General features: G+C 39.9%; 7 protein-coding genes. 3 read left to right on the forward strand and 4 right to left on the reverse strand.

The genetic code is table 11. The features are described 5' to 3' along the window. Positions 1 to 28: 28 nt before the first annotated feature. Genes F9Y84_RS09995 through F9Y84_RS22170 form a run of 4 tightly spaced genes read right to left on the reverse strand, consistent with a single transcriptional unit; the run spans position 29 to position 6,915 of the window. Positions 29 to 1,240 carry a response regulator gene (locus tag F9Y84_RS09995; protein WP_147390027.1) on the reverse strand — a complete coding sequence of 404 codons (1,212 nt, stop codon included), beginning with the start codon at positions 1,238 to 1,240 and terminating at the stop codon, positions 29 to 31. Positions 1,241 to 1,285: 45 nt separating this feature from the next. Next, on the reverse strand, positions 1,286 to 2,491 hold the full coding sequence (locus F9Y84_RS10000) for an EAL domain-containing response regulator (protein ID WP_147390026.1): 1,206 nt from the start codon (positions 2,489 to 2,491) through the stop codon (positions 1,286 to 1,288). Between the two features lie 30 nt (positions 2,492 to 2,521). After that, on the reverse strand, positions 2,522 to 4,630 hold the full coding sequence (locus tag F9Y84_RS22525; RefSeq protein ID WP_318782848.1) for a hybrid sensor histidine kinase/response regulator: 2,109 nt from the start codon (positions 4,628 to 4,630) through the stop codon (positions 2,522 to 2,524). Beyond that, on the reverse strand, positions 4,582 to 6,915 hold the full coding sequence (locus F9Y84_RS22170; RefSeq protein WP_225740801.1) for a nitrate- and nitrite sensing domain-containing protein: 2,334 nt from the start codon (positions 6,913 to 6,915) through the stop codon (positions 4,582 to 4,584). The genes F9Y84_RS22525 and F9Y84_RS22170 overlap by 49 nt, the downstream gene beginning before the upstream one ends. A 366-nt stretch (positions 6,916 to 7,281) precedes the next feature. On the opposite strand from F9Y84_RS22170, the gene F9Y84_RS10010 reads away from it, so the two are divergent. The 3 genes from F9Y84_RS10010 (at position 7,282) to F9Y84_RS10020 (ending at position 11,989) form a co-directional block, all read left to right on the forward strand. Beyond that, entirely contained in the window at positions 7,282 to 7,767 is a 486-nt protein-coding gene (locus F9Y84_RS10010; protein WP_147390025.1) for a GAF domain-containing protein, read from the forward strand. A 466-nt stretch (positions 7,768 to 8,233) separates the two neighbouring features. Continuing rightward, the gene (locus F9Y84_RS10015) at positions 8,234 to 9,124 is read left to right on the forward strand and encodes a cation diffusion facilitator family transporter (protein WP_147390024.1); all 891 of its coding nucleotides are present in this window, start codon (positions 8,234 to 8,236) and stop codon (positions 9,122 to 9,124) included. A gap of 102 nt (positions 9,125 to 9,226) precedes the next feature. After that, entirely contained in the window at positions 9,227 to 11,989 is a 2,763-nt protein-coding gene (locus tag F9Y84_RS10020; RefSeq protein ID WP_147390023.1) for a hybrid sensor histidine kinase/response regulator, read from the forward strand. The last annotated feature ends 346 nt before the right edge of the window (positions 11,990 to 12,335 follow it).

Genomic DNA, 12,335 nt, shown 5'->3' on the forward strand with positions numbered 1-12,335 from the left:
ATAATGTTTGCGTATTTGCTCAGGTTGTTTAGTTTAACTCATTATTTTCCGCCAGTGCTTTATCTACAGCCTTTAGAATGGAAGACTTCGTTGACGGCTTGGTAATATAACCGGTCAAACCTAAAGACGCCCACTTTCTTATGATTTCCTTATTCTTATTACTGGTAAGTGCAATGATAGGAAGCTTTTTGCAATGAGAGATATTACGAATATTTTTGGTGGTGTTGTAACCGTCTAGCTCCGGCATAAATAAGTCCATAAAAACCATAGAAAACTTATGCTTTCTTAACGTCTTGATGGCACTGAGGCCACTGGTTACACTTTCTACTTTGTAGCCTTCATCTCGTAAAATTTTGGCGATCATTTCACGGTAAATCTCGTTATCTTCGACAACCATGATCTTTATTTCTTCTTGTTTAGCTGCAATGGATTTAGGCTCGGTTATATCCAATTCTCCGTTATTACCGACAGGGGATACATGTTGAGCGGTTTGTGCATGAGTAGAATTGTCTTTTTCAGTCAACAGCGCAGTAAGCTCAGCAATAGAAAACTGTTTGTCTTTTAGTCGCCTTGTTAATTCGTGAACACTTTCCGACAACTGTTGCTCAAGCTCATCCAATAGCGGAGATAAATGCTTTTGCTTTAATTCTTCTAACAGGTCATCTTGTACTTTGTTTATACCTTTTTCGTTGTCTAAACTACGGCGAGCATTTTGTAGTGTTTCATCTGCTTTTTGATGATAAGCAGCGGCATCATCGATTAACTGTTTCAAGTTATCATCAATGCGGCCAAAATGCTCTTCTCGAATCTTTGCAACCTCAGATTTACCTTCTGTTCGTACTAACGCGTTGTGCAGGATCATACGAAAACGATAGTTTTCATACATGGGTTTGTAAACAAAGTAATCTGTGAAGATCCCTTTCATACAGCATCTAAAGGCGATGCCTGACTCTTTATTTTCGCACAGTAAAATATTCTCGTGGGCGTAGTTAAGCAACCCATGTTTGGCTAGTAGGCTGTATATTTCTACGCTTTTTGCTACGGTTTTTCTTGCAATTACAATGACGCCAGGAGGCGCCTCACTGAGTAATTCCGCAACTTCTTTGTAGCTGGTAAAAGTCCGATATTCTTTTACCTGAGATGCCACAATATCCACAACACCGGTAAGCTCCGCAGGGTCATCACATATAATGATAACTTTAGGATGCCTCTGAGCGTGTTCTACATCTCTTTTGTGCATAATTGACCTCGCTTGATATTGTTCCCTATTTTTGAAGCTAAAGTATTATTTGCTGGATTGTGATTGTTGAGATGCAGACTGTAAAACTGCTTCTAAAAACTTTGATGGCGTGCAAGGTGGGTAATAGTAATAGCCTTGGACATACTCCACATCGTAACTTTGCACCACAACTAAGTCATCAGCCTTTTCTACCCCTTCGGCAACAACCTCTAGCCCTAACTGATGTGCCATTTCACAGGTGCTTGAGATAATCTCTCGTTTATTCGATTGAGCCGCACAGCCATCAACAAAACAGCGATCAATTTTTAGCTCATCAAAAGGAAGTTCATTGAGTTGTTTGATAGAAGAGTAGCCGGTACCAAAATCATCAATAGAAAGTTTAAATCCTTTTAATTTCAGGCGCAGTAATACATCCAATGCACGTTTAATATTTTCGAGTAGGTGGCTTTCTGTTAACTCTAAGGTGATCTGTGATGTTGGAATATGGTGAGTGTCACAAATAGACTTTAGCTTTTCAGGTAACTTAATGTCTTCCAATTCTTTTACACTGAGGTTAATACTACATTGAAGGTGGCCAATGACATCATTATTGTGTTCGAGCAAAGACAATGTTTGTTTAAGCAAATTATAAGAGAGAAGGTGAATAAGGTCATGCTCCTCCATAACAGCAATAAACTGTGAGGGTAGAACAGTGCCATCTTTGTTGTGATGCCATCTTGCTAGAACCTCTGCGCCAATAATCGCGCCAGTGCCGGTGGCAACTTTAGGCTGGAAATAAGCGCAAAACTCCTCTCGCAGCAAACCCTCTTGTATCTCCTCTTTACTGTAAATGAGTTGAGTACCACTATTACTTTCGTTTGTTTTTGATGCGGATAAGAGATTATATAGCTCTTGAAGCTTTGTCGTAGATAAAGGCTTTTCTACACTAGAGATAATGGTAAGGCCGTGAAGCTCCGCGAGTGCAGCGGTATTTTTGATAAATATATCTTTTTCACCGCTCAATAATACGATAGGTGCTTTGATATTTAATTCAGCAAAATTTCTTAGCATTTCGACGCCTTCTATCTCAGGCATGTTAATGTCCAGTAGAATAAGCGCAGCTTTACTGAGCTGGTTGCTTTGGAGTGCTTTATTGCCGCTGTTGTATCCCATAAATTTGCAAGGAGTTTGGTTGGCGACGAGTAGTTGTAGTTGGGTGAGCATCAGTTTACTATCGTCAATTGCAATGATTAGGGGCTTATTATTTGCCATAGATGTTCGACCTAGATACTGAACAAATGATCATGGAAGATCCGCTACGCTAAGTATAGAAGCTATTTCAGCTTGTGCATTATCAAATAACGCTAAACAATAATTTAATAAGGCTTCTACTTTTTCTGGTTTACCATCCTTAATCGACTCCTCAAGCTCTGCTAATTTTCCAGCAAGTTGTGTTGCACCAACTGCTTTGGCTGATGTTTTCCCTTGATGAGCCATATCTCGTATACGCTCGGGAAGAGATAAGTCAACTTGATCAAATAGGTTTTTTGTATCGCTGACAAAGCTCTTTAAAAATATACTCTGAATTTCTTTATCCGTACCCACATATTCACTCAATATGGCTAGGTCAATATGGTGCAGTTCTTGTGGGTTATCTACAGCAGGCGCTGAAATTGAGATAGCGGTGTCGGCATTATGGTGAATATCTGTAGTAATCCACTTCTTGAGTTTTGCGTTTAGCTTTTGCAGCACAATAGGCTTGGCAATATAGTCATCCATACCTGCATCAATACAAACTTGGCGTTCTCCGCTTAACGCATTTGCCGTGGCTGCAATGATCGGAAGGTAGTGCAGAGCTTGTGTTTGTTCTTGTGTCCTGCGCGTTTTTGCAAATTCGTAGCCATCCATTATCGGCATATGACAATCAGTGATAATAAGTGCAAAACTATACTGCTCGATAAGCTGTAATGCTACTTTACCATTATCAGCAATGATACATTGGTAACCAAGTATAGCGAGTTGACGTTTAAATAAGTCTTGGTTGTAGAGGTTATCTTCAACGACCAAGATAAGCTGGTTTTGAGCTTGTGCTTCTTCAATGCTTGGCATTGAAATGTTACTTGGGTGTGAAGTTACTTCGTGTGTTGATTCAAGCTCAATTAAACCCTCCAAGGCGGCGATATGAGATACTACTTTATATGCGTAGTAAGGATACAACGATAGATGGGAAACACTAATATTAGTAGGGCTAGGTAATACAGCTTGGCTGTTATCTAATAGAATGTATTTGCACCTGCTTGTTGCAATGAAGACTTCTTTTCCTTCGGTGGTAAGTTGCTGGAATGCTTCGGCCGTGATCACGAGATAATCAAATTGCTGGCTCGTAATGAGTTGTGCGTTAAAAACCTCTCTTGGGAATATCTCGCATTGCGCTTCGTGAATACGAAGCTGATTTTGAAGATCAGTCTCAAACTTATCTTCATCACCCACGATTGCCACCTTAACCCTATCTAGTGTGATATCAGCGGCATCAATTTGTTTAGGTACTTCATGGTAGGGTAAGGTCACGATAAAGTTGCTACCGAACCCCTCCAAGCTCCTACAATGAATATTACCCTTCATCATTGATACCAGTTTATGAGTAATAGAAAGGCCTAGGCCCGTGCCACCATATTGTCGTTGTATACTGCTATCTGCTTGTTCAAAGGGCCTAAAAAGATTCTCGATTTGAGCTTCAGACATACCTTTTCCATTGTCTTTTACACTTATCTCCATATGATTATTAAGGTCAGAACGGCTAACTGTCACTTCAACAAAGCCTGCTGATGTGGCAGTTGTTTTGGTAAATTTTAAGGCATTACCTATTAAATTTAGAAGGATTTGCCGCAAACGGACTGCATCGCCCTGTTGCCAGTTTGGTAGCTGCGGTGATAGATAAAATGCAAGCTTTAACTTTTTAGAGTCGGCTTGATATGCAAGTAGTTCGGCAAGTTCTTTTATCAGCTCTTGCCAGCTAAATGGTACAGACTCTAGCTGTATTTTTCCTGCTTCTATCTTGGAGAAGTCAAGAATGTCATTAATTATTCTAAGCAAAACCAGTGCTGAGCTTTTAGCGACTTTTGTTAGGTGTGCTTGCTCTATATCTAAATTTGATTGTGAGAGAATATCCAGCATGCCGACAACTCCATTCATCGGGGGACGGATCTCATGACTCATGGTGGCGAGAAAGCGAGATTTAGCTTCATTGGCTTGTTCTGCGCGTATTCGAGCCTCGTCAAGTTCTGTGGAAAAACTGACATTTTTAGTTATATCCGTCTGATAAATAAGAGTATATTTCCCAGAGTCGGTAGAAATGTTTTTAACTAATACATTGAACCAGTAAATTTCATCATTGTAGTTATATTTACAAATGCGTTGCGCTTGATACTGTTCATTTTTTTTGACTCTGTGAGCATTTCAAGCATTTCTGCGTTATCTTTTAGGGGGAGTTGCTTGATAAATGCGGTAATATCTGAGCCTCTATTTAGGTAAGTCCCCATGAACTGATATTCGTTATGATTGGTCCTTTTGATGTGGTCATTAAATTGATTGATCATCGCAATGTGTTGCTGCTCGTCTAACAATAGAATAAAAGCAGGGAAAGCATCAATAGCCTCTTGTAAAAGCTTTTCAATAGATTTTTGGATTCTTAATAGCTTTTGAGCCGAAGTACGCTCAAGTTCGGCTTCGTGCATTTTTTCCAGCGCTTCTTTTCTTGCTGCAACTAGCTCTTTTTGGATCCGCTGTTGACGATTGGCCTCATTTACTTGATTAGTTATATCTTTAACAACACCAACAATAAAATGTGCTTGTTCGCTTGGGTAGTACTTTATATTGAGCACCACATTTAAATAACAGCGATCATTGCTTTGATTAAGGGTAAGCTGAAATTCACGAGACTCCCTGGTAGTTAACGCCCGAAGATTTGTAAACAATATATCTTTATTGTGTTGGTCTAGCCGCTTGATGATTATTTTTAAGTTATGATATTCAATCTCTGGAGGGAGGTTAAATAGTGCTTTGAATCCTTCGGAAGCGTGAGCATAGCTTTTATGTGCTGGGAGCTCAAAACTGCCAATGGCAGCAAGCTTTTCAGAAGCATTGAGCAAAGTTTGTCGCTTTTGAATAGCATCATGGGCAGCTTGTTTTTCTTCTCTCGCCTTTTTCTGAGCACGATAGCTCACACCTAGGCCTAGTAAGCAAAAAACGAAAAGCGCGAGAATTTGCCAAATGAACTTGTTTTCAATTGTAAAGACCATATCTTGATTAAAAGTTTCGCTAGAGTAGGCAAAGCTACCAATTTGTAATTCTTGATCCCAAACACTCGTACTCAATAGATTTCTTGTCGCTAATTCATCATCAAACGGATGAAATATGGCGCTTGCATTACTCAATTGCGCTGCACTTTTTATGTCTTGTTGTGTATAGAAGCCAGAATTGCGTGTTTGGTTAAGTACGAAGCTCTGTCCTATATTTCCTAAAAGTAAATCTAGAGGTGCCTCATACCAATAGAGCTTATTGGTCAACCCTTGCGTGGATAATCCAAGACCGGTGATGAACACTATTCTTTGGCCACTTTTATTGGTCGTTACGTTAATTATTATACCGCCCTGTTCAAGTTGCTTTTGATGATCAGCATAAAGCACCATGACTTGTTCTTTTGAGAGGTAGTAGGTATCACTTGGTATATTAAGTTGAATTATGTTCAACGAATTTAGCTGCTGGGGTAGGGGATCTGCATCAACACTCGCTTGTCTGATTGCGGTGGTTGTTGGTTTATACCAAAAGATTTTTAAACTGTTGATCCGCTGTAACACATCTTGGTTCAACTGCTTTTGTGTTTGTAACTCAGATAAATAAAGTAATTGCTTTTGGCTGGCGAAGTGCTCGACGAACAATACAGAAAGTACGGATGAGAATATGACAACGAGCTGTGCCGTTTGCATTTTTATTGGAGTAGCTTGATAGAGTGTTAGCGCAGAAAATGTTCTGATTAGTAAACCAGTTAATATAATGTAGAACAGGGCAATCATGCAGGATAAAACCAGTGAAACTTGGGCGCTATTGTTGGTTTGGGATACAGCTACAGCAGCTAATAGCTGCATTTCACTGAGTAACACTTTACTCTCGTCGGCCAATAAATTTAAGTAAGCTGTGCTGTTGTCCCACCAAACATACTGTGGCACATCATTATTTACTCCTTGGTTAAAGTTACTCATCTGGTTACGTAAGTAATTAAATTCACTAGATGTAGAGGCGTTTGAGTAGAGAGTTTTTGTACTTAAATTGCCTTTTAGGCTCTCTAACAGTGACAAATGTGTGGAATAAAACTGCAACGCGCTACGCATTGCAAGTAGTCTAGTATCCTGCTCCGCTGCGGTTAAAAATCGGCTGACTTTAGCCCTCAATTTACCACCAAGCTCGATGGCGCGAACTAGACCATAGATATTTTGATACTCAACATTCCCAGTGTCACTCAGGCCACGTATAAAGGTTTGCTCGGTCTGGATCATCCTGACAATATCAATTAATTTGGTGATTAAGATGGTATATCTCAGAAACAACTGTTCTCTATCGGTGGTTGTGTTTTGGCGAGTATCTCGCAGGTTTTTAATATCATTTTCAATCGTTGATTTTAGTAGGTTAAAACTTGGCAAATTAGCGGACGTTTATGAAAGTAATGCGGTTACTTGTGCGTCCGTTTCTTGGTGATAAGTCTTGAGTCTAATACTGTGTTCAGCCTCTGACTCAAATCCTGTTGACATACCTCGTTCACGTTGCAGGCTAAATACTAATTCAACCACGCTGCTTAGCGCGACGAGATTATCGTGATATTGAACCTGGCCTTTATGTGCTACGCGATTTTTGTTGAACTCATTAATCTCGAAATAAAATCCACCTAAGCAGATCAGAGACCAGGAGCACCAGTGCCGTTATTTTTAGGTATTTGTTCACAGTAACTATCTGCGTTTTTCATAAATCCAACTATAGTAGAAAAACAAACAGTGTCTAATGCGATAAATATGAAGACTCCTCAAAAACCGGATAATGAGCAAGAGAGAGTAGCAGCACTCAAAGATTTAGTAATTTTAGACACAGAGCCAGAAGAAAGCCTAGATAGAGTAACCCGGTTCACAGCACATATTTTCGATGTACCAATCGCACTTATTAGCCTAGTTGACACGGACAGGCAGTGGTTTAAGTCAAGGTTTGGGTTAGATGCACGAGAGACTGAGCGTGATATATCTTTTTGCGGACACGCTATTTTGGAAGATACCATATTTGTTGTACACAATGCGTTAGAAGACCCTCGATTTTGCGACAACCTTTTGGTTCAAGGTGACCCCCATATTAGGTTTTACGCCGGAGCGCCTTTAAAATTATCATCTGGATTTACCATTGGTACTATCTGCATCATTGATGTCGAGCCCAGAGAGTTTACTCAAGCCGACTGTGGTATTTTACAGCAACTTGCACAAGATATTGTTACTGCTATCCAAAATAAGTAAGCCATGAAAATGATTTCTTTTTATGAATAACATAGGCTTAGCAGTCTTCTCTAATATATTCAGTACCCTCTTTTTTTCCTGTAAACAGAACAAGTATCTAGAGCAATTGGTATCAAACACAAACTCCGGTTAAATAGATTGTAGGATAGGGCTAAGGTTATTTGAGCTGCTATGTAGAGTTAAAGAAATAAATGGGATGTCTTAATTATTCATTGAGTCGTTCAATTGTTGGTGCAATTGTATGGCTAAGAGGTTACAATTGCGACTGTATATCATTGCTATTTAGAGCAAAAACTAGACTACCGTTACATATCTATTTTACCACACTTTACTTGTACTTAATTCGAGCAACGGGCTTTTGATATAAGTAATATAAGGTAAAGTTGGGTTTTGAGTATAATGTCAATTAAAATGACACATACAGCACATGTAACGCTCAATATTATACAGGTACTCGACTCCTTTCATGACAGATATCACAACGCACCAAGCTTCTCGTCGCAGGCTGTTGATTGCGCTTGCAATTACATGCTCGTTTATGGTTATTCAAGTTGTTGGTGCATATTATGCTAATTCTCTTGCTGTACTCGCTGATGCAGGACATTTGTTCGTTCATAACAGCTCTTTATTTATTGCTTTAATCGCCTCCAGTGTTGCTGTTTATCTTGCAAATACATACAACGATGGCTACAAGCGAGCTGAATACACCGGCGGCTTAATTAACGGTATTTTGTACCTTTCTATTGCGGTAATTATTTTGCTTGAAGGCGGAGAACGGCTCTCTCACCATGCTGGTGGTCACGAGCTGGAAGTTAACAGCTATCTAATGTCAATTATCGCTGCTATCGGTTTTCTTTTCCATGGTGCTTCGGCTTGGGTACTGTATAAAGGACGTAAAGATAGTATCAATGTATACGCGGTGTTCCTGCATTCATTCTTTGACTTGTTGTCCACAGTTTCAACTTTTATCGCTGGAGTGATAATTCACTTAACTGGCTGGGAAGTGGTTGATATCCTCTCAAGTATGCTGATTTCATTGTTTGTTTTATTCACTGGTATCAAGGTGATTTGGTCATGTATCAAAGGGCTTGCGATCCCAGCAGAGGTTTTACCTACGGTTAAGGATGTTGAGAGTACGATTGTAAATACAGAGCATGTTGAGAGTGCGCATAATATAACTATCAGTAAGGTAGATGGCGCCTTAGTTGTGGGAGCTCATATTGTATTAAAGCACCATTGTACTTTGGAATCTCATGACTCAGCATGTCGTTTAGAAGTGGAAGAGGCGCTTAAAAAGTTACTCAAAGTAGATGACAGTGTACTTCAGATTGAAAGCCATGATTGCCCTCACCATTAAATGGTGTGGTTAAAATAGATTATCCGAAGTATAGGTTAGATAATTCACTCATTCGGTATTATTGTTATACCTATATTACGAGATAAATAACTGGTGCGACATTTGAATCAAAAACAAGCGCTAATTTTAACAATTGCCCTCGGTGTTTTGGGTGGCTTGGCAAACTTGCTACCCATTTGGTTTTTGGACAGCTCAGAGTTTTTATTCGGTCAGTTATTTGTCTTGTTTGTGTTGCTACTGTGTGGCTGGCGGTATGCCGTGATTGCCGTAGCAGTTTGTGCAAGTTTTCTGTTTTATCGCTGGGGTCATTGTTGGCCATCTCTGGTATTTCTGCTGGAAGTGCTATGGCTACAGTTTGTTTGCGCACGTTTTGGAAAGCCATTTTTTGTACGAGGTTCGGCTTTTTGGTTCTTATTCGGCTTGCCGATACTTTTTATTTTTGGCTATTTTACGCTAGAGCTACCACTTTTAGTCATTTTCACCGCGCTTGCTAAGTACTTAATTAACGCCGGTATTTGTCTTGCTGTCGTTGATTTGCTGAGCTTTTTCTTTACTCGTAGTAAGTGGCAAGGCATGCCACTTAATCAAATTTTAAACTCTACGGTTAATCTCGTTATCGTGTTAGTGGTATTAACAACAACGATAGTACTAACAAACAATTACTATCAGCGAATTGAGAAAGAGATTAACACACAGCTAGAGGCAGCTTCTCAGTCCATCACAGCGCAAATAGATGATTATTTAGATGCTTACCGACGTGCTATGGTTATATCTGCCAGTGATGTGGCTCTTGGTATTGATAAAGCGTACGTTATTGAACGACTACTTAATACGTACAGCAACTTTAGAACAGCAATTGTTACTGATGCTGAAGCTAACGTTACCCACTTTTATCCTCTGCACTTTGCTGCAACGATGAAAGGCGTCACTGCGAATGTGAGTGACAGAGACTATTTTACATACGCTATTGATAACCCAAGCGGCTATGTATCTGGAATATTTCAAGGGAGAGGGTTTGATGAAGCGCCAATTGTTGCCATCTCTGCGCCGATCTACAAAGAGGGTGTATTTAACGGAATAGTCGAAGGCTCGTTGATATTTGGCTCTTTTGAGCGGTTTATTCCCAAAATTCTTGCGCAAGATGCCAATTTGGTGGTTATAGATAAGAATAAGCGCGTCGTTTTTAGCTCATTAATGACAGAATTTAAAACACTAGATATGCCAAGTGGCGATGTCTTAAGTGCATTATTTGATACTCAGGCGGCTGTCTATTCAGACTCAACTGGGCAGCTATTGTTCAAGCAAGCAGCTGTATCAACGCAATACGAGTGGTCGGTGATCACACTACTCGATCGCAAATATCTCAATTTTGTCGCGGCTGAAGCTTGGTTGTATGCTGCAGGACTTGCGTTAGTTATTATTTTGCTCAGCTCTGTTTTTGTTCGTCAACTAACACGCCTTCTCGTTCGTCCAATAGTTACATTAAGCCGAGATATTCGAGCGTATGAACCATCTACTTTAATCGAAAACTCAGCAACGTCAGACAGCAGCTTCCTTGAGATAGTAGAGTTGCAGCAGCAGTTCAACCAACTTGCTTTTAAACTTACGTTAAGCTTTACCAAACAAAATCAAGCACGAATTGAAAACGAGCGCCTTAATAGCAAGCTAACCGACTTCAATCGTGAACTAGAGCAACAAGTTACTGAAAAAACGGGTGAGCTTACCAAGGCATTAGAGGATGCCAATGCAGCAAGTAAATCTAAAAGCCGCTTTTTGGCTAACATGAGTCATGAAATTAGAACTCCTCTAAACGGTATTATTGGTATGGCTGACAATCTGCTCCGAGAAACGTCGCTATCAAATGATACGCGCGGGCAGCTAACGATAATAGCCCAATCAGCCAAAAACCTGATGTTAATACTCAACGATATATTAGATTATTCAAAGATAGAGGCAGGAGCATTAAAAATTGATCGCCGCGCCATTGACGTGCACAAAATGCTAGATAGTTTAGTCGGGGTATTTAAGCTCGCCAATGTGAAGCTTGGTGTAGCGTTTCGCTATGAAAAAGATCCTAGGCTGCCCCGATACCTCTTACTTGACGAGTTGAGAGTGACTCAGATAATCAATAACCTGTTAAATAACGCGGGTAAGTTTACACATCAAGGTCATATAATACTTGCGGTAGAATATCGACAAAGTCGATTAAATCTAAGTATTTCTGACTCTGGTATTGGCATTTCACAAGCCCAGCAAGAATTGCTTTTTCAGGAGTTTACTCAAGCAGATCTTTCAACAACCCGTAAATTTGGTGGAACGGGGCTTGGACTTGCAATAACTAAAAAGTTGATAGAAGCAATGGACGGTGAGATTACGTTGCGTAGTGAACTTGGGGTGGGAAGCGAGTTTGTCGTCAATATTCCTACAGAGATAGGAGAAAAAGTCGAAGTTGAGCAGCAAAGCGTGGAGGTACCTAGGTTAAATGGGATCTCGATATTACTCGTTGAAGACAACATGATTAACCAAGTTGTGGTAGGTAAGCTTCTAGAGAAGACACAGTGTAAGCTAGACAAGGTAAATGATGGGATAGAAGCATTATCTGCCATAAAGGCAAAAAGCTATGCGTTAGTATTAATGGATTGCCAAATGCCGAATATGGATGGTTTTAGCTGCACAAAAGCAATTAGAAATGAGCCCGAAGTGTTTGGTGAACCATATATCATAGCTATCACTGCAAATGCCTATGAGGAAGATAAGCACAAATGCTTGCAAGCCGGGATGGATGATTTTTTATCTAAACCTATAGATGTAAATGAACTTTATCAGAAGCTAGCACAGTGGCAGCAAACTGAAATGAAGGTATAAAACCGATTTTTGCCGCTTGCAGAGATAAAGCTTAACAAGTGAACGCCTTTGAAAGTATAGTTTATACTTTCATCTAGAATAAAATAATACGTTCTTTCTCTGCCTACACAAATACATGGACAGCACAGCTAGAGCCTATTGCAACTAGCTGCGCTAGCTAATGTCGTGGTTATTACACCAATTATCTTAATTAAGTGGTCTATTTTGAGGTGAGAAAATCTTGTCGATAACCCCGCTACCGCGTCCTGCTATCGCCAAGGTACTTACCTCCGTGTAGGCAAGGTAAAGACTTTGCTATTTAGTTGTTCTAAAAAGAAATTTTCAATACTGTTAGCGTCAGATTTAC

Origin of the sequence: Pseudoalteromonas peptidolytica (assembly GCF_012641745.1) — a bacterium.
GTDB classification, from domain to species: domain Bacteria; phylum Pseudomonadota; class Gammaproteobacteria; order Enterobacterales; family Alteromonadaceae; genus Pseudoalteromonas; species Pseudoalteromonas peptidolytica.

Excerpts from the sequence above, each read along its gene's own strand:
- F9Y84_RS09995 (WP_147390027.1), bottom strand. The coding sequence starts at position 1,240 with ATGCACAAAAGAGATGTAGAACACGCTCAGAGGCATCCTAAAGTTATC.
- F9Y84_RS10000 (WP_147390026.1), bottom strand. The coding sequence starts at position 2,491 with ATGGCAAATAATAAGCCCCTAATCATTGCAATTGACGATAGTAAACTG.
- F9Y84_RS10010 (WP_147390025.1), top strand. The coding sequence starts at position 7,282 with ATGAAGACTCCTCAAAAACCGGATAATGAGCAAGAGAGAGTAGCAGCA.
- F9Y84_RS10015 (WP_147390024.1), top strand. The coding sequence starts at position 8,234 with ATGACAGATATCACAACGCACCAAGCTTCTCGTCGCAGGCTGTTGATT.